The 17,367-nt window shown below is 71.9% G+C and carries 18 protein-coding genes; 8 read left to right on the top strand and 10 right to left on the bottom strand.

Annotated features, from left to right (window positions below):
• Window positions 1-102 precede the first annotated feature (102 nt).
• A complete protein-coding gene (locus tag EJF31_RS05005; RefSeq protein ID WP_125036038.1) occupies window positions 103-555 on the top strand; it encodes a hypothetical protein in 453 nt (150 codons plus the stop codon).
• A gap of 7 nt (window positions 556-562) precedes the next feature.
• Here the strand turns inward: EJF31_RS05005 and EJF31_RS05000 are convergent, their stop codons facing one another.
• Genes EJF31_RS05000 through EJF31_RS04990 form a run of 3 tightly spaced genes read right to left on the bottom strand, consistent with a single transcriptional unit; the run spans window position 563 to window position 2,352 of the window.
• A complete protein-coding gene (locus EJF31_RS05000; RefSeq protein ID WP_125036037.1) occupies window positions 563-1,087 on the bottom strand; it encodes an SRPBCC domain-containing protein in 525 nt (174 codons plus the stop codon).
• Window positions 1,084-1,428 carry a helix-turn-helix transcriptional regulator gene (locus tag EJF31_RS04995; RefSeq protein WP_125036036.1) on the bottom strand — a complete coding sequence of 115 codons (345 nt, stop codon included), beginning with the start codon at window positions 1,426-1,428 and terminating at the stop codon, window positions 1,084-1,086. Before EJF31_RS04995 ends, EJF31_RS05000 begins: the two co-directional genes overlap by 4 nt.
• Window positions 1,429-1,482: 54 nt before the next feature.
• Window positions 1,483-2,352, bottom strand: coding sequence for an LLM class F420-dependent oxidoreductase (locus EJF31_RS04990; RefSeq protein ID WP_125036035.1), 870 nt, complete (start codon window positions 2,350-2,352; stop codon window positions 1,483-1,485).
• A 44-nt stretch (window positions 2,353-2,396) separates the two neighbouring features.
• On the opposite strand from EJF31_RS04990, the gene EJF31_RS04985 reads away from it, so the two are divergent.
• Together EJF31_RS04985 and EJF31_RS04980 are read left to right on the top strand one after the other, a co-directional pair.
• Window positions 2,397-3,458: an alanine racemase gene (locus EJF31_RS04985; protein WP_125036034.1), complete on the top strand. Its 1,062-nt coding sequence runs from the start codon at window positions 2,397-2,399 to the stop codon at window positions 3,456-3,458.
• Between the two features lie 23 nt (window positions 3,459-3,481).
• The gene (locus tag EJF31_RS04980; RefSeq protein WP_125036033.1) at window positions 3,482-4,147 is read left to right on the top strand and encodes a peptidylprolyl isomerase; all 666 of its coding nucleotides are present in this window, start codon (window positions 3,482-3,484) and stop codon (window positions 4,145-4,147) included.
• Window positions 4,148-4,161: 14 nt separating this feature from the next.
• On the opposite strand, the gene EJF31_RS04975 is transcribed toward EJF31_RS04980, so the two are convergent.
• Genes EJF31_RS04975 through EJF31_RS04965 form a run of 3 tightly spaced genes read right to left on the bottom strand, consistent with a single transcriptional unit; the run spans window position 4,162 to window position 5,961 of the window.
• Window positions 4,162-5,058, bottom strand: coding sequence for an oxidoreductase (locus EJF31_RS04975; protein WP_125036032.1), 897 nt, complete (start codon window positions 5,056-5,058; stop codon window positions 4,162-4,164).
• Between the two features lies 1 nt (window position 5,059).
• On the bottom strand, window positions 5,060-5,497 hold the full coding sequence (locus EJF31_RS04970) for an SRPBCC family protein (RefSeq protein ID WP_125036031.1): 438 nt from the start codon (window positions 5,495-5,497) through the stop codon (window positions 5,060-5,062).
• Window positions 5,494-5,961 carry an OsmC family protein gene (locus EJF31_RS04965; protein ID WP_125036030.1) on the bottom strand — a complete coding sequence of 156 codons (468 nt, stop codon included), beginning with the start codon at window positions 5,959-5,961 and terminating at the stop codon, window positions 5,494-5,496. The genes EJF31_RS04970 and EJF31_RS04965 overlap by 4 nt, the downstream gene beginning before the upstream one ends.
• 168 nt (window positions 5,962-6,129) lie before the next feature.
• On the opposite strand from EJF31_RS04965, the gene EJF31_RS04960 reads away from it, so the two are divergent.
• Window positions 6,130-6,414 carry a Fe-S cluster assembly protein HesB gene (locus EJF31_RS04960; protein WP_125036029.1) on the top strand — a complete coding sequence of 95 codons (285 nt, stop codon included), beginning with the start codon at window positions 6,130-6,132 and terminating at the stop codon, window positions 6,412-6,414.
• Between the two features lie 10 nt (window positions 6,415-6,424).
• On the opposite strand, the gene EJF31_RS21755 is transcribed toward EJF31_RS04960, so the two are convergent.
• The gene (locus tag EJF31_RS21755; protein WP_185736147.1) at window positions 6,425-6,568 is read right to left on the bottom strand and encodes a hypothetical protein; all 144 of its coding nucleotides are present in this window, start codon (window positions 6,566-6,568) and stop codon (window positions 6,425-6,427) included.
• Window positions 6,569-6,763: 195 nt separating this feature from the next.
• Between EJF31_RS21755 and EJF31_RS04955 the strand changes: the two genes are divergently transcribed.
• Together EJF31_RS04955 and EJF31_RS04950 are read left to right on the top strand one after the other, a co-directional pair.
• Complete coding sequence (locus tag EJF31_RS04955) at window positions 6,764-7,765, top strand: NADP-dependent oxidoreductase (protein WP_125036028.1); 1,002 nt, start codon at window positions 6,764-6,766, stop codon at window positions 7,763-7,765.
• Between the two features lie 114 nt (window positions 7,766-7,879).
• Window positions 7,880-9,550 (top strand): CHAP domain-containing protein, encoded by a 1,671-nt coding sequence (locus EJF31_RS04950; protein WP_125036027.1) that lies wholly within the window; start codon window positions 7,880-7,882, stop codon window positions 9,548-9,550.
• Window positions 9,551-9,560: 10 nt separating this feature from the next.
• Here the strand turns inward: EJF31_RS04950 and EJF31_RS04945 are convergent, their stop codons facing one another.
• The 3 genes from EJF31_RS04945 to EJF31_RS04935 all read right to left on the bottom strand — a co-directional run bounded on the left by EJF31_RS04945 (window position 9,561) and on the right by EJF31_RS04935 (window position 13,841).
• On the bottom strand, window positions 9,561-10,298 hold the full coding sequence (locus EJF31_RS04945; protein WP_125036026.1) for a PASTA domain-containing protein: 738 nt from the start codon (window positions 10,296-10,298) through the stop codon (window positions 9,561-9,563).
• A complete protein-coding gene (locus EJF31_RS04940) occupies window positions 10,298-11,998 on the bottom strand; it encodes an aminotransferase class V-fold PLP-dependent enzyme (protein ID WP_260430628.1) in 1,701 nt (566 codons plus the stop codon). Before EJF31_RS04940 ends, EJF31_RS04945 begins: the two co-directional genes overlap by 1 nt.
• Window positions 11,999-12,083: 85 nt before the next feature.
• On the bottom strand, window positions 12,084-13,841 hold the full coding sequence (locus tag EJF31_RS04935; protein WP_125036025.1) for a SpoIVB peptidase S55 domain-containing protein: 1,758 nt from the start codon (window positions 13,839-13,841) through the stop codon (window positions 12,084-12,086).
• Window positions 13,842-14,046: 205 nt separating this feature from the next.
• On the opposite strand from EJF31_RS04935, the gene pepN reads away from it, so the two are divergent.
• Together pepN and EJF31_RS04925 are read left to right on the top strand one after the other, a co-directional pair.
• On the top strand, window positions 14,047-16,515 hold the full coding sequence (pepN, locus tag EJF31_RS04930) for an aminopeptidase N (RefSeq protein ID WP_260430627.1): 2,469 nt from the start codon (window positions 14,047-14,049) through the stop codon (window positions 16,513-16,515).
• Window positions 16,512-17,339 (top strand): formate dehydrogenase accessory sulfurtransferase FdhD, encoded by an 828-nt coding sequence (locus EJF31_RS04925; protein WP_125036023.1) that lies wholly within the window; start codon window positions 16,512-16,514, stop codon window positions 17,337-17,339. Before pepN ends, EJF31_RS04925 begins: the two co-directional genes overlap by 4 nt.
• The last annotated feature ends 28 nt before the right edge of the window (window positions 17,340-17,367 follow it).

Raw genomic sequence — 17,367 nt, 5'->3', positions numbered from 1 at the left:
GCACTTCCCCCATTTGCCCCATTTGGTGGAGTGAACCGCCCGCCTCCGGCCGCACGATGGTGGCAACACGTCTCGGGCGAGCGGATCCCGAGCGGAGCAGCCATGAACGCGGCCCTCAACCACGACGACCACGACCTCCCCGACCCCGGCCACCGACGGCCCGCCGGCGTCGACGACGCCACGGTCCTGGCCCTGGGGAAGCTCTCGGAGGCCTTCGAGGTGGTCGAGGAGGCCCGAGGACTGCTCTACGCCTTCCACCGGCGCATCGGCACCGCCGACCTCGCCCTCGGGCGGGCCGTCGAGCTGCTCCGGTGCGCCGGCCACACCGACCTCGCCGACCGCCTCGACCGCGAGCTGCTCGGCCGCAACGTCCTCGAGGGGCGCTGGACCTTCCAGGTCCTCGAGGAGTACGACGCGGGCTACTACGCCACGTTCAAGGCGCTGGAGCAGGGGGCGCGGGAGGCGCTGGTCGGCGGTCGACGGCACCTCTACGAGGCTGAGTGGAAGGAGGACGAGCGCACGCACGGCCATCCCGACCACACGGCCCTCCCCTGAGCACCCGTCAACCGCGGCCCAGCGCGGCGTACGTCGGCGTGAGGTCCTGCCAGCGCCCGTGCCACGCCCCGGCCGGCCGTTCGGCCGACCAGCCGCCGTCGTGGGCGGGACCGTCCAGGGCGAGCGCACGACCGAGGTCCTCCAGGTGGACCTGCCAGCCCGCGCCGTGGAAGTGCAGCGCCCCGAGCGGCAACCCGCGCTCCTCGACGACCAGCCGGGTCCGCTCGCCCTCGGGCGTCAGCCAGGCCTCGATCTGCGACTCCTCGTCGGTGCCCGGGGCGGACGTGAGCAGCAGGTGGTGCGGGGCCTCGCAGGTCTCGACCCGCAGCGATCCGGCCCAGGTGCTGGTCATGACGACCTCGACCGTCCCGCCCGGGTGGAGCTCGCCGGTGACCTCCGCGATCCAGCGCGCGAGCCGCTCGGGTGTCGTGCAGGCCTCCCACAGGTCCGCGATGCCCGTGTCGTAGACGTCCTCAACCCGCACCGCGCCCCGCTCCTCGTCGAGCGCGCGCATCGTCCCGGTGATCCTCATGGTTCCCCCGCCTTCGTGTCGTCGGCGCGCGCGGCCTTCCTGCCGCGTGCGATCTCGGTGTGCAGGGCGTCGAGCCGCTGCTCCCAGCGGACGCGGTAGTCCCCCAGCCAGGCGTCGAGCTCGGCCAGGGGCTCGGTGCGGAGCCGGTAGATCCGGCGCTGCCCCCGTTGCTCCACGTCGACCAGCCCGGCCTCCCGCAACACCCGCAGGTGACGGGACACGCCGGGCCGGGCGATCGGCAGCGCGTCGGCCAGCTCGCCGGCCGTCGCCGGGTGGTCGCGCAGGATCCCGAGCACCGTACGGCGACTGCCATCGGCCAGGGCCTGCATCACCGCGTCCATGACGAGAAACGTACCTGACTGGTTACATAACAGCAAGGGTACGGATCTCGGGCCCTACAGGTCCCGCAGTGCCGGGAGCACGTCCTCGACAACGGTCGTCGTCCAGCCGACCGGGTCGTCGCCCCGGGGCATGGCGGTGACGAGGGTGATGCCGAGCTCGGCGTAGGCAGCCATCTCCCGGAGGAACTCATCGCGCTCCGTGGCCGGATTCGCCATGGCGAGCACGGTCTTCTCGATCTCGTCGTAGTCGCGACCGGCGTCGTCGCAGTGCCGGCGCAGGACGTCGAGCTTGTGGCCGACCGCGTCCCGCCCCATGCTGAAGAGGTTGCACGCGTCGGCGTACTGCGCCACGAGCCGCAGGGTCTTGCGCTCACCGCTGCCGCCGATCAGGATGCGCGGCCGCGGCTGTTGGACGGGAGCCGGCACGCACACGGTCTCGGCCAGCTGGTAGTGCTTGCCCTCGAACGGTCCGTCGTCGTCGCTCCACATCTGGCCCACGATCTGCAGCGTCTCCTCGAGGCGCTCGAACCGTTCGGACGTCGAGGGGAACGGGACGCCCAGACCGGCGTGCTCCCGGTCGTACCACGCCGCCCCGATGCCGAGCATCGCGCGACCGCCGGAGAGCACGTCGAGAGTCGTGACGGTCTTGGCCAGCAGGCCGGGGTGACGATAGGTGACTCCGGTGACGAGCAGGCTGAGCCGCACCCGCTCGGTCATGGCGGCCAGATAGCCCAGGGTGGTGTACCCCTGGAGCATCGGCTCCGGAGGACCGCCGAGGTTCTCCATCTGGAACCAGTGGTCCATCACGGTGAACATCGACGCGCCGCCCTGGTCGGCGACGCGGGCGGTCTCTGCGAGGCGTGGGGCGAGGGCGGCCGGGCCACCGGGGTGACTGAAGTTCGCGTAGTGCACACCAAGATCCATGGGAGCGAACCTACCCACGCCGCGAAGCCCCCTAGTCTGGCCGCATGGCCCAGCCGGCAACGCCGTTCCTGCGCATCGACCTGGTCCGCCTGCGCGCCAACGTGCGCGCGATGGCGGACCGCGCCGCGTCCTCACGGGTCGCGCTGCGCCCGCACGTGAAGACGCACAAGACGATCGAGATCGGCCGGCTCCAGATGAGCTCGGGCGCGGTGGGCATCACCGTGGCGACGATCGGCGAGGCCGAGACCTTCGCGGGCCACGGGTTCGACGACATCTTCATCGCCTATCCGCTCTGGCTGCACCGCCCCGCCGCACGGCGGCTGGAGGACCTCGCGTCCTCGGCACGCGTGGCCATCGGCGTGGACTCGGTCGAGGGCGTCGCCCAGGCCAGCCGGCTGCTCGGCACCTCGGGCATCGAGGTGATGGTGGAGGTCGACAGTGGTCAGCACCGCAGCGGGGTGAGGCCCGAGGACGCCGGCGCCGTGGCGGACACGGCCCGGCGCACCGGGCTCACCGTGCGGGGGGCCTTCACGTTCCCCGGGCACAGCTACGCCCCCGGTGCCGGCCGGGCCACCGCGGCGGCTCAGGAGTCGGCGGCCCTCGCGGCGGCTGCCACCTCCCTGAGGGCGGTCGGGATCGAGCCGCGGGTGCTGAGCGGCGGCTCGACGCCGAGCATCGCCGACACCGACCTCGACGTCGTCACCGAGATCCGCCCGGGCGTCTACTGCCTCGGCGACGCCCAGCAGTGGGAGCTCGGCGTGATGGAGCCGGGCCAGATCGCACTGACCTGTCGCGCCACCGTGGTCAGCCACGCCGGCGGCCGGGTCGTCCTCGACGCGGGCAGCAAGGTGCTGGGCGCCGACCGTGCGTCCTACAGCACCGGCCATGGGCGACTGCTCGATCACCCGGACGCCCGGATCGTGATGCTCGCCGAGCACCACGCCGTGGTGGAGATGGGCGACGAGGCGCCGCCCCCGCTCGGCAGCCAGGTGGACGTGGTGCCCAACCACGTGTGCGCGGCGGTCAACCTCGTCGAGACGCTGTACGCCGACGAGGCGGGCGCCCTGCGCGCCTGGCCGGTCGCGGCCCGGGGCCGCAACAGCTGACCCCGCCCTTTACGATCGGCCGCATGCTGAAGCGCTCCCTCATCTCCGCGGCCGCCCTCGTGGCCGTCACCACCCTGGCCGGTTGCGGCGACGCCTCGACCACGGCCACGGACCGTCCCTCGCGTGAGGCCACCGGACCGGCCTGCACCTACACCGACGACGGCCGCCCGCCGGCCGACAAGGTCGACCTGCCGCCCGACCACGCCGCCGTCAGCGGCCAGGAGAAGGTCACGATCGCGACCAGCGCCGGTGACATCACCGCCACGCTCGACGCCGACAAGACCCCGTGCACGGTCAACTCGTTCGTGTCGCTGGCCGACCAGGGCTACTTCGACGGCACCCAGTGCCACCGCCTCACCACGCAGGGCATCTTCGTGCTCCAGTGCGGCGACCCGACCGGCACCGGCGCCGGCGGCCCGGGCTACGCCTTCGACGACGAGCTCGACGGCAGCGAGACCTACGGCGCGGGCACGCTCGCGATGGCCAACGCGGGCCCGGACACCAACGGCTCGCAGTTCTTCCTCGTCTACGCCGACAGCCAGCTCCCGCCGGCCTACACCGTCTTCGGGCACATCGACGACGCCGGTCTGAAGGTCGTCAAGGGCATCGCCGACAAGGGCACCGCCGACGGCGGCCCGGACGGTGCTCCGAAGGACAAGGTCGAGATCTCCTCGGTCAAGGCCGACTGACCGGCCCACCAGCCTCACAGGGGGAAGGCGACCCCCGTCAGCGACTCCGACGCCGCCCACAAGTTCCGGGCGAGGTCGGGGTCGCTGGCGTTCCGGGACCGTCCGACCGGCACCGGCCAGCCGTTGAGCTCGCGGAACCGGTGCGGGCCAAGGTAGGTGTTGCCCGGCACGTCCATCGTGGCGGCGTACAACGTCGGCAGCGCCCCCTGCCACGGCGGCATGCCCAGCAGCGCGTTGCCGATCCCGGCCAGCCGCGTGAAGGCGGCATTGCCGGTGCCGCCCTGGATCGCGGTCGAGGTGTAGCCCGGGTGCGCACCGGTCGCCCGCAGCCGGGAGCCGGTGGCGGTCAGCCGTCGCTGGAGCTCACCGAGGAACAGCAGGTTGGCCTGCTTGGAGGTGGCGTACGCCGCGTAGGGGCGGTAGCCGCGGCGTGTCCAGTCCAGGTCGGTGAGGTCGAGCTCACCGGACCGGTGCGACTGGGAGGCCACCACGACGACCCGGTCGGCGATCCGCGGCAGCAGCAGGTTGGCCAGGGCGAAGTGGCCGAGGTGGTTGGTGGCGAGCTGCAGCTCGAACCCGTCGACGCTGCGCGCGAACGGCAGGCCCAGCACGCCGGCGTTGTTGACCAGCACGTCCACATCGCCGACGCCGGCGGCGAACTCCCGCACGGAGGACAGGTCGGAGACGTCGAGGCGACGCACCTCCACCGAGCCGACGAGGGACGCCCTCAGCGGAGCGGCGACCTGCTCGCCCTTCTCGACGTTGCGAACGGCCAGCACCACGTGCGCGCCCGCACCGACGAGCTTGCGCGTCGTCTCGAGCCCGATGCCGCTCGTCGCACCGGTGACCACGAAGCGGCGCCCGTCCTGGCGCGGCACGGCCGTCCACGGCCGGGTGCGGGCGCGGCCCACCTCAGCCCTCGAGGATCTTCTTGAGCGCGGCGAGGTCCTTGGTCGTGGCCCGCCTCATCGCCGTGGCCATCACCGGCGCCGCGACGCGCGAGAAGCCGCGGGGGGAGCCGTCGTTGCGCAGCGTCATGCGGGTGCTCCCCTCCCCCACGGCCACCCAGGTGTAGGTCGTCCGCATCGGGAACGGGCCCTGGGCGGTCTGCATCACCAGCCGCTCGCCCGGCACCAGCTCGGTGACCTCGTAGGTGTAGGCGATCCGCTTGCCCAGGAAGGCAGCCACGAAGTCCATCTGCGACCCGACGCGGACCGGCGGCTCGGTGCGCCAGTCGACGCTCTGGATGTTGACGTACCAGCGCGGCGCGTTGGTGGGGTCGCCGGCGTACGCCGCCACCTCGCCCACGGGGCGGTCGATGACGGTCTCGACGGTGACGTCGACGCTCACGCCAGGTCGCCCTCGGCGTACTCGACGGGCTCTCCCAGCGCGACGGTGCGCCCGACGGTGCAGAGCCGGTCGCGGGTCTGCTGGAGGGCGCGCGGCATCATCTCGCGGGCCCGGTCGCCGGCCTCGCCCTCCGGGAAGGTGACGTCGAAGGTGACGCGCAGGTCGACGAGGTGGTTGCCCTGCTCGTCGCGGACCTTGTGGCCCTCGGACCGGACCGCGAACGAGGTGGCGTCCACGCGCTTGCCGGTGATCAGGTCGACGTCGATCGCCCCGCAGCCGGCGATCGCGGCGAGCAGCAGCTCGACGGGGCTGAAGTCGGGGTCGGACCCGGAGCCGATGGGGAGCACACCGCCGCGACGGTTGGTGGCCTTGTAGCGGCCCTCACCGATGCGGACCAGGTCGATCCGGCGGTGGGTGTCGGGCAGGCTCTCGGGCTGGCTGTCGGTCAGCGGGTCGGGGCTCATGCGGCCCAGCATTCCAGACCCGCACGCCCCGGCCCCGGGGAGTCCGACACGCCCGACACGCCCGGGACCGACCTCGACTTGTGTCGGCGACGGCCGACGGACACGGTGGAGGGGACCAGCCAGAACCATTGGCCAGCCCATCGACCAGCACATCGGAAAGGCGCGAGCATGCTCACCCTCACCGAGAACGCCAGCACGATCGTCAAGGACATCACCACGCAGCCCGGCCTCGCGGACACCGCGGGCCTGCGGATCAGCTCCGAGGAGGCGGCCGAGCCGACCTTCGCGGTCAGCGCCACCGAGAGCCCCGAGCCCGGGGACCAGATCGTCCAGCAGGACGGGGCCACGGTCTACCTCGACCCGAACGCCGCCCTCCTGCTCGACGACAAGGTCCTCGACGCGGCCGTCGACCCCGCCGGCAAGGTGGAGTTCGCGCTCGGCCTCCAGGCCTGAGCCGGCAGCCTCAGCGCTTGGTCGCGCGTCGCGTCCGTCGGGCGCGGCGCGCGTCCTTGCGGGCCAGCGCCACGTTCCGCATCATCGCCTGGTCCACGTCGTGGTGGGCGCGTCCCTCGACGATCCCGTAGGCCAGGTGCAGCTGCGTCGTCATGGTGCCTTCATCTCCTCGTCCCGGCTCCGTTGCCGGGTCAGTTCATGTAATGAGTAGTGCCGCAAACACGGCTCTTACATTCTAGGGACAGCGACCACGTCCGTTGGCATCGTCGACGACGTGATGTCGCCCACCTCCACAGGGCCACTGGACACCCCTCCCGGGCGCGCCTCGCGCGGCTGGCAGGATCGGTCCATGACGACCTCCACGCGCGAGATCCACCTGGCCTCCCGTCCCTTTGGCACCCCGGCGCCGGACGACTTCCGGATGGTCGAGGTCGACCTGCCGGACCCCGGGGCCGGTGAGGTCCTGGTCCGCAACACCGTGATGTCGGTGGACCCCTACATGCGCGGCCGGATGAACGACGTGAAGTCCTACGTCCCGCCCTTCGCGCTGGACCGCCCCCTCGACGGTGGCGCCGTCGGCGAGGTCGTGGCGAGCGGTGACGACTCCGTCCCGGTCGGGGCTACCGTCCTGCACCAGGCGGGCTGGCGCGAGCACGCCCTGCTGCCCGCGGCTGCCGTCCGGGTCGTCGACGCCTCCCGCGTCCCGGCGTCGGCCTACCTCGGCGTGCTCGGCATGACCGGGCTCACGGCGTACGTCGGCCTGACCCGGATCGCCGAGCTGAAGCAGGGCGACACCGTCTTCGTCTCGGGTGCCGCCGGGGCCGTCGGGTCGGTCGCGGGCCAGCTCGCGCGCCTGCTCGGCGCCGGCAAGGTGATCGGCTCGGCCGGCTCGCCGGAGAAGGTCGCCTGGCTGACCGGCGAGCTCGGCTTCGACGCGGCCTTCGACTACCACGACGGGCCGGTCGCCCAGCAGCTCAGGGAGCATGGCCCGGTCGACGTCTACTTCGACAACGTCGGCGGCGACCACCTCGAGGGCGCGATCTTCCACATGAACGACTTCGGGCGGATCGCCGCGTGCGGCGCGATCGCGACCTACGACGCCGAAGCCCCGACGCCCGGGCCGCGCAACCTGATGATGGTGGTCAGCAAGCGGCTCACCCTGCGGGGCTTCATCGTCTCGGACCACGCGGACGCGGCGAAGGAGTTCTTCACTCAGGCCGCTGGATGGCTGGCCGATGGGAGGCTCGTCCACCGCGAGACGTTCGTCGACGGCCTGGACCGTGCGGTCGAGGCGTTCCTGGGGCTCGGCACGGGCCAGAACACCGGGAAGATGCTCGTCCGGCTGGGCTGACCTCCCCCGCCCGACCGGGGCGCCAGCCTGACTTTTTCGCGACACGCCGAATTACACGATTGACATTCCGTCAATCTGTTCACTCACGTCACTTTCGTCCCTATGCTCCCATCCGTGTCCTCCGTACACCGCGCACCGCACCGCGCCCTCGCCGGCCCGATCCTGGGGCTCGTCCTCGGGCTGCTGCTGGCGACCCTCGGGCCGCTCGCGCCGGCGCGCGCCGACGTCTCCCGGCAGTCCGCCCGGCAGGCGTCCGGGGTCTCGATCCTGTGCACCGGCTACGTCGGCTGCCGCGACCGGGGCTACTCCAACAGCGGCTACCAGGCGGCCAACGACCAGATGTACTGGATGATGTACAGCGGCCACAACTGCACCAACTACGCGGCCTACCGGATGGTCCAGAGCGGCCTGCCGAACAGCCGCCCCTGGAGCGGCGGGGGCAACGCGGAGTACTGGGGCATCTACATGAAGTCCATCACCGACGACGTGCCCGCCGTGGGCGCGGTCGCCTGGTGGCGCGAGAACGCCAGCCCCGCCGGCTCCGCGGGCCACGTCGCCTACGTCGAGCAGGTCATCTCCAGCAACGAGATCATCGTGTCGCAGGACAGCTGGGGCGGCGACTTCTCCTGGGCCCGGATCACCCGGGGTGGCGGCAGCTGGCCCAGCGGCTTCGTGCACTTCAACGACGTCAGGCTCGAGAACGTCGCCAAGCCCGACGTCACCGGCGTGACCAAGGTCGGCGGTGCCCTGAGCGCGAGCCCCGGCTCGTGGACGCCGGAGGGCAGCAACACCACCTACACCTACCAGTGGAAGGCCGGCTCCGACCCGATCGAGGGCGCCACCGCACCGAGCCTCACCCTCGCCCAGGAGCAGCAGGGCAAGCGGATCTCGGTCAAGGTCACCGCCACCCGCCCCGGCTACCCCACGACCTCGGTCGTCTCCGACAAGACGTCGTACGTCGAGCCCGGCGTCATCAGCAGCCTCACGGCGCCGACTGTCTCCGGCGAGGCCACGGTCGACCACGAGCTCGTGGCCAGCGGCGGCACCTGGAAGCCGGCACCGGCCGAGCTGACCTACCAGTGGTACGCCGACGGGCAGCTGCTCGAGGGCGTCACCCAGTCCACCTACACCCCGGGTCCGGCCCAGGTCGGGCTGCCGATCTCGGTCACGGTCACGGCGACCAAGCCCGGCTACGACCCGGTGAGCGCCACCTCGCCGGCGACCGCCGCGGTCCAGAGGGCCACCTTCACCGTGCGCGACCCGGCCACCCTCGGCGGCACGCCGCGGCTCGGGGACGTGCTCACCCTCGACCCGGGCACCTGGTCGCCGGGCGTCGCCGACACGACGGTGGTGTGGCTCCGCGACGGAGTCCCGATCGAGGGCGCCCTCGGCACGTCGTACACCCTCACCAGCGACGACCTCGGCCACCACGTCTCGGCGTCGCTGACCCTGACCCGGGCCGGCTACGAGGACCTCGTGCAGACCGTCCGGCCCAGCGGCCTGGTCAAGACCGTGCCGACGATGGTGCTGCGCTCGAGCCGTCCCGGGACCGGCCGCCTCGCGGTGCACGTCGCGCTGGGCGCGCCCGGCGTCCCGACCGTCGCCGGCGTCGTCCGGATCGTGTCCCACGGCCACCTGCTCGCCGAGCTGACCCTGGACCGATCCGGCCGTGCCGCCCGCGTGCTGCGTGGGCTCCCGGCGGGCCCGACCAACGTCCGGTTCAGCTACCTCGGCAGCGACACCGTCGTGGGCACCACCCTCCGCAAGACCGTCACGATCAAGTAGCCCCCTCGGCTCAGGAGGGCTGCGGGCCGCTGCTCAGCACCACCAGCACGGTGCTGCCCCTGCGGACCGCCGTGCCGAGCGGCGGTTGGGTCCTCAGGAAGGACCCGGCGTCGTAGGGGTGCGGCTCCTGGGTCGTCCGCACCTGCAGGCCGGCTGCCTCGAGCGCCCCGTCGACCGGGCTCGGCGGGTAGGTGTTCTGGACGAACGGGACCGTCGTCCACCCGCGCGGGACCAGGCGCATGCCGGTGCGGAGCTCGGTCATGTCATCGGCCGACTCACGCTCCACCAGCGTCACGGTGAAGTAGGAGTCGAAGTCCGGCAGGCCGAATGTCTGGGTGCACACGGGCGTCGACGGGAGCTCGCAGATGGTCTCGTTCGCGACGATGGCGTGCCCCTCGACGGTCTCCCCCGTGGGGTGGAGGCCGTTGGGGGCGGCGTCCTCGAGACCGGAGTGCGGCTCGAGCACGGTGATCGTCGAGACCGGCGGGTGCACCCCGCCGTAGCACTTGGTCCCTTGGTCGGCGACGGTCTCGTAGACCAGCGCAGGGACGGACGGGTCGGCGCACCCGCCGACCAGGACCGGCCAGTCCTCGGGGACCGGGACGAGGACCTCACCGGCGCCGGCGAGGCGGAACCCTCCCGGATGGTCCGGCAGCGCGCGCGGCCAGCGGTCCCACGCGACGTACCCCCCGACGAGGAGCACCACGGACAGCGCCCCCGCGCCCACCACCAGCCCCCGTCGCCGCATCAGTCGAGCGCACTCTCCGGCAGGTCGAACCAGCGCAGGTGCTCGAAGTCGGCGCTGACGTTGGCGGGGTGGCCGCTCAGGTCGGGCCCCTCGGCCGCGGCCAGGATCGCGGCGCCCTCGCGGAGGTGCTCGACGAGCAGCTCCTCTCCCCCGGTGGCGCGGTTGGCGGGCATCGAGGCGACACCCCCGGTGTAGGAGATGTCGTGCAGGCTCAGCGGCGGGGTGACCACGCCGTCGCGGTGCCGCCAGCGACCGGTCACCACGTCGAAGCGGTAGTCGCCCAGCAGCCGCCAGCCGTCGCGCGCGACCAACCGGACCGCCTCGACGAGGTAGTCCACGACCGCGTCGCTGACGAAGTAGTTGAAGTTGACGCGGACCCAGCCCGGCTTGATGCCCTCGCACCCGCCGGTGATCTCGCGCTCGAACTCGTGGGACCGCTCCAGGTCGATGCCGAGCAGCCGGTGGCCGTAGGGGCCGGCGCACGAGCAGCCGCCGCGCGACTGGATGCCGAAGAGGTCGTTGAGCAGGGCCACGACGTAGTTGTGGTGCAGGAAGCGGCCCGACGGCGACTTGATGATGAACGAGACGATCGAGAGCCGCTTGGCGTCGAGGTTGCCGAGCAGCTCGATGCCCGGGTCGTCGCGCCAGGCGGTGATGGCCCGCTTCAGGTGGCGGTCCTCCTGCTCGCGGATCGTGGCGGTGCCGACGGCCTGCTTGAGCTGGAAGACCAGCCCCGCGCGGACCGACTCGATGATCGCGGGGGTCCCGCCCTCCTCGCGGTGGGTCGGGTCGTCGAGGTAGCGGTGGTCGTCGTCGTTGACGTAGACGACCGTGCCGCCCCCGGGGACGTCGGGGACGCGGTTGGCGAAGAGCTCGCGGCGCGCCGCCAGCACGCCCGGCGTGGACGGGCCGCCGATGAACTTGTGGGGCGAGATGAAGATCGCGTCCTTGTAGGACAGCGGGCGGTCGGGGTCGACCGCCCGCATCGAGATGTCGATGTACGGCGCCGCCGCGGCGAAGTCCCAGAAGCTCAGCGCGCCGTGCTCGTGCAGCAGCGTCGAGATGCCGGCCGTGTCGGAGACGATGCCGGTGACGTTGGAGGCGGCCGAGAACGAGCCGATCTTCAGCGGCCGGTCGGCGTACTTCTCCAGCTGCTCGCGCAGGTCCTGCTGGTCCACTCCCCCGTCGACGTCCTGGTGGATGGTGACGACGTCCGCGATCGACTCACGCCACGGGATCTCGTTGGAGTGGTGCTCGTAGGGGCCGATGAAGACGACCGGTCGCTCCGAGGGCGGGATGTGCTCGGTGAGGTGGTGGGTGTCCTCGAGGACCGACGGCACCCGCAGCCCGAGCACGCCGATCAGCTTGGCGATCGCGCCCGTGCAGCCCGAGCCGGCGAACAGCACCACGGTGTCCTCGTCGCCGCCGACGGCCTCGTGGATGATCGCGCGGGCGTCCTCGCGCAGCCGGGTGGTCTGCAGGCCCGTGCCGCTCGACTCGGTGTGGGTGTTGGCGTAGCTGGTCAGCACCTCGTCGCGGATGAAGTCCTCGATGAAGCTCAACGCGCGGCCCGAGGCGGTGTAGTCGGCGTAGGTGACGCGACGGGCGCCGTACGGCGTCTCCATCACGTGGTCCTCGCCGATCACCGAGTCCCGGATCAGCCGCAGCAGGGCTTGCTTCTCCTCCACGCGATCCTCCACTCCCCCAGACTAGGGCGACGCGCCCGGAACGCCGAACGGGCCGGGAGAATCTCCCGGCCCGCCGACGTGCTCACGTGCAGTGCGGTCACATGACCTTGACGCGCACCGCCTTGCGCCCGGCGACGACCTTGTCCTGGGCGTCGGTCGTGTTGACCTTGGAGATCTCCTTGTCGGCCTTGCGGCTGAACAGGTCGAGGCTCACCTGCACCTGGTCGTTGCGGACGTAGGTGTCGATGTACTTCTGCGCCTGGCCCAGGGTGTTGGGGTACTGGTTGCGCGAGTAGGTGTAGAGGCCACCGAGGACCTCGAGGCGACCCCGGCTGCCGGCGGCCGAGTCCGGCACGCTGACCGAGAGCGGGACCGTCTTGTCGCCGGTGGCGCTGTCGAGGACGGCGCGGAGGTTCAGCTGCGAGCCGGCCTTGGCGACGGCCGGGTGCTTGCGGTCGAGGGTGACCCACTCGCCGCCGACCTTCTGCTGGATCTTGCTGACCCGGTAGACCGAGTTGTCCTTGTTCAGCTCCGAGGTGGCGCTGACGTCGTCGATGTTGACGCCCGGGATGTTGCTGAGCGAGTAGACGAAGTCGGCAAGGTCGAAGGACGACTCGAAGGAGATGTCGTAGTCCGAGGCGTAGCGGTCGCTGACCGAGAAGGAGAACGGCGTGCCGTCGTCCTGGTGGCCGTTGATCGTCCAGGACAGGAGCCCGGAGCCCTTGGTGTAGGAGTCCAGGACGCGGTCGTTGTTGGAGATCAGCTGGTAGAAGGTCGTCGAGGCGTTGGCCTCCCTGACCGACACGTGGCTGGTGCCGGTGCGCGAGCGGGTGCCGAACGTGACCGACGAGGTGATGTCGGTGGTGTCGGGCAGCGCGCCGAAGTTGCCGGTGATGCCGGTCAGGTGGTCGTCGGTGATGGTGCCGACCGGGGCGCCGAGGTTGGCGACCTTGAACGGCGCACCGAGCGACTCGGGCTGGATGTAGATCGCGTCGGCCGGGTGCAGGCTCAACGTCGTCTCGCCCAGGAACGTCATCGGGTGGCCGAAGCCCACGACCTTGCCGCCGCAGACCGACGTCGCGGTGCCCACGCCGCCCTGGGTGATGTCGCCGTAGGACAGCGAGGCGGCCAGGTTGCCGCCGGCAACGACGGTCTCCTCACCCGCGCCGACACCGGGGGCCGCGGCCTTGCCGGTGGCGTAGGTGTTCTTCGGGATCCAGCTGTGGGCGCCGGCCTTCCGCTCGGCCTTGGCCAGGCGGGTGGAGCCGACACCGGAGACACCGAGCGGCATCTTGAGCTGGCTGAAGCCCTCGGCCGCCTGCGCCTGGGTCACGTCGGAGTGACGGGCGATGGTGCGGGCCTGCGCGTCGGTGACCTTGATGCTGGCGGGACGGGAGGCGTTGAGGTACTCGTCCATGTCCTCGAACGGCGTGACGCCGGCGACCCAGGACGGACCGTACGAGAGGCCGTAGGCGACGGCGCCGATGAGGCGGCCGTCCGCGGCGTAGACGGGCGAACCCGACATGCCCTGCCAGATGCCGCCGATCTTGTCGGGGCTCGGGGCATCCATCTCGACCATCACCATGTCGAGGTCGGGAGCGATGCCGTCGTCGAGGACGCCGAGGACGGTGCCGGTGAACGTGTCGGGCGCGGTGCCCGAGGTGACCGACAGCGCGGTGACGGCGTCACCCTTGACGAGGTCGGCGACCGGGAAGGCCGCCTTGCAGTCCTCGGCCGGCGGGGCCGACTGCGCGGCCGGCGAGCCGACGATGGTGGCGGTGGTGAGGGCCAGGCCCGCCACCGAGGTGAGCGCCGCGAGGCCACGGCCCCGGCGACTGTTGAACGAGTGCGACATGTGGACGCCCCTTCTCCCGAAAAGTGGGGCGTGACACCACGCCCTCTGCAAGGTGGACGTCTCCGGCCGCCGTTTGGTTGCCTCCGAGTTTCGTCCCTGTTGAGCGTAGGTTCCAGAGGCGTCCCCGAAGGTGGGTATGGCAAGACCCGTTGCGGATCCGATACCTCGGTGCCAACTGGCCGGGTCGGCGTCTAGGGTGACCGCCGTGACGAATCCCACCTCGACTCCCACGCAGAGCCTCCAGCACGCGGAGGCGCTCGCGCGCTTCGACCTCCTCACCGTGGACGGCTACGACGTGCGCCTCGACCTGGCCAGCTCCGACGAGACGTTCCGGTCGGTCACGACCGTGCGCTTCCAGTCGCAGGGCGGCCCCACCTTCATCGACCTCAAGCCCGTGTCGGTCCGCGAGATCCGCCTCAACGGCGCCCCCGTCGACGTCGACACGCTCGTGCGCGGCCGCCTGCCGCTCGACACGGTCGCCGGCGCCAACGAGCTGGTCGTGGACGCCGTCATGCGCTTCCGCAACGACGGGGAGGGCCTGCACCGCAGCGTCGACCCGGCCGACGGCAAGCACTACGTCTACGGCATGTGCTTCATGGACGCCGCACCCAGCATCTTCCCGTGCTTCGACCAGCCCGACCTGAAGGCGCCCTACACCTTCCTCGTCACCGCACCCACCGACTGGGTGGTCGTCGGCAATGCCCCGGGCACGCAGGTCGAGCCCGGCACCTGGGAGTTCGAGACGACCCAGCCGCTGTCGACGTACTTCGTGACGCTGGTCGCCGGGCCCTACCACCTGGTCACGGACGACCACGACGGCATCGCGCTGGGCCTGTCGGCCCGCGCCAGCATCGCGCGCGACCTCGACGCCGACGCCGACGAGCTGTTCACGATGACCAAGCAGTGCTTCGACGAGTTCCACCGGCTGTTCGGGATCCGCTACCCGTTCGGCAACTACCACCAGGCGTTCGTCCCGGAGTTCAACGCCGGCGCCATGGAGAACCCCGGCTGCGTGACGTTCCGCGACCCGCTGATCTTCTCCTCCCGCGTGACCCGCGGGGTCCGCATCCAGCGCGCGACCACGGTGGCCCACGAGATGGCCCACCAGTGGTTCGGCAACATCGTCACCCCCAAGTGGTGGGACGACCTCTGGCTCAACGAGTCGTTCGCCGAGTACATGGGCAACCGCGTCACCGCCGACGTCACGGAGTACGACGACGCGTGGACCCACAACGCCTACGCCCGCCGCCAGTGGGGACTCGTGGCCGACCAGCGACCCAGCACCCACCCGGTCGCCGGCAACGGCGCCGAGGACGCCCTGTCGGCGCTGCAGAACTTCGACGGCATCTCCTACGCCAAGGGCTCGAGCATCCTCAAGCAGCTCAACGCGACGCTGGGCGACGACGTGTTCTTCGCCGGCGCGATCGACCACTTCACCCAGCACCGCTTCGGCAACGCGACCATGCACGACCTGTTCGCGAGCTGGGAGCAGGCCGGGGCGGGTGACCTCTCGTCCTTCACCTCCCACTGGCTGCGCACCGCCGGGCCGGACCAGATCGTGCTCGACCGGGCGGCCGGTGTCGTCCGCCGCACGCCCCCGGCCGACCACCCCGCCGACCGGCCGCACACCCTGCGGGTCGCGCGCGCGGTCGACGGCAAGTGGGAGACCTCGACGCTGTCCATCACGGGCCCGGAGACACCCGTGGAGGCCGGCGACTCGGCCTTCCTGCTCGACCCCTACGAGGACACCTGGGCCCTGGTCCAGCCCGACGACGTCACGGTCGCGGCGCTCAAGGGCCTGCTGCCGTCGACCGACGACACCCTCCTGCGCGCGGGTGTCTGGAACAACGTGCGCAGCGCCTTCCACAACGCCGCGATCGCGCCGGCCGACGTGATCGACCTGCTCGAGGCCGGCCTGCCGGTCGAGGACAGCGACGACGCGGTGTTCTACACGATGCCGTGGGCCGTCGCGAAGGTCGCCCCGCTGGCACCCGAGCCGGCCTCGGCGCTGCGCCGCATCCACGACGCCGCGATGGGCAAGGTCACCTCCGCGGCCGCCGGATCGACCCTTCAGCTGTCGGCCTTCCAGGCCGCCGTGTCCACCTCGACCGACCCCGGGCAGCTCCGGTCCTGGCTCGAGGGCCGGGTCCTGCCCGACGGCATCGGGCTCGACCTCGACCTGCGCTGGCGCATCCTGGTCCAGCTCGCCGTGCTCGGCGAGACCGACCGCGAGGAGCTCCAGGCGGCGCTGGACGCCGAGCCGACGGCCCGCTCGCGGGTCGAGCACACCAAGGCCGTGGCCTCGCTGCCCGACGCCGAGGCGAAGGCGTGGGCGTGGGCCCGGTTCACCGGCGAGGTCGACGTACCCAACTACGAGCTGGAGGCCGCCGGCGTCGGCATGTGGCGCTCGGGCCAGGAGCACCTCACCGAGCCCTACGTCGAGCGCTACTTCGCCGACCTGCCCGGCACCGTCGAGAAGCGGAGCGGCTGGGTGCTGGCCGACACGGCCGCGGTCTTCTTCCCGTCGACCTCGCTGACGGAGGAGACGGTGGCGGCCGCGAAGGCCTTCATCGACAGCGACGGGCTGGACCTCTCGGTCCGTCGCCGGGTGGTCGACGCGACCGACGAGCTCCAGCGCCGGCTGGCGATCCGACAGGCGTTCCCGGCGTCATGACCCCCGACCGCGCGCGGCGTCCGGGCCCCACGGTCCGGACCCGCGTGCACGAGCTGACCCCCACCGGCGAGCACGCCCGCGAGGACCGGCTCGTCACCGAGGAGCCGCTCGAGATCCGGCTCGCCTGGCCGGGTGCACCGGCCAGGCGGGTCTGGGTCACCATGCGCACGCCCGGACACGACTTCGAGCTCGCGACCGGGTGGCTGGTCCACGAGGGCCTCACCCGGTCCGTGAAGGGTGTCGCCTACTGCACGGACGCCGACCTGGCACCGGAGCAGGAGTTCAACGTCGTCACCGTCACCCTCGACTCGCCCCCGCTCCACGACCCGGGCCACCGGCACGTCGCCGAGTCGAGCGGGTCGTCGGCCTGCGGGGTGTGCGGCAAGGACAGCGTCGCCGCGGCGCTGGCCGCGCCGCGCGCCGTCCCGTGGTCCGGGGAGCTGCCCGCACCCGACGTCGTGCGGTCGCTGCCCGGGCTGCTGCGGGCCGGGCAGGCGGTGTTCTCCCGGACCGGGGGCGTGCACGCGGCGGGGCTCTTCACCGCCGCGGGCGAGGCCCTGGTCGTCCGCGAGGACGTGGGCCGGCACAACGCCGTCGACAAGGTGACCGGTGCCCGGGTGCTCGCCGGCGACTCCCCCGCCGAGGCGGTCCTGGTCGTCTCCGGGCGGGCCGGCTTCGAGCTCGTGCAGAAGGCGATCGCCGCGGGCGTCGGGTCACTGGTGGCCGTCGGGGCACCGACGTCACTGTCGGTCGCGCTGGCGCGGGAGTCCGGCCTGGCGCTGTTCGGCTTCACCTCCGGGGAGCGTTGCGTGCGCTACACCTGAGGTCGCTCCGGCGTGGGTGCGCCGCAGT

Origin of the sequence: Nocardioides sp. LS1 (assembly GCF_003865225.1) — a bacterium.
Lineage (GTDB): Bacteria > Actinomycetota > Actinomycetes > Propionibacteriales > Nocardioidaceae > Nocardioides > Nocardioides ginsengisegetis.
This window is presented reverse-complemented; position numbering and strand designations above follow the sequence as displayed.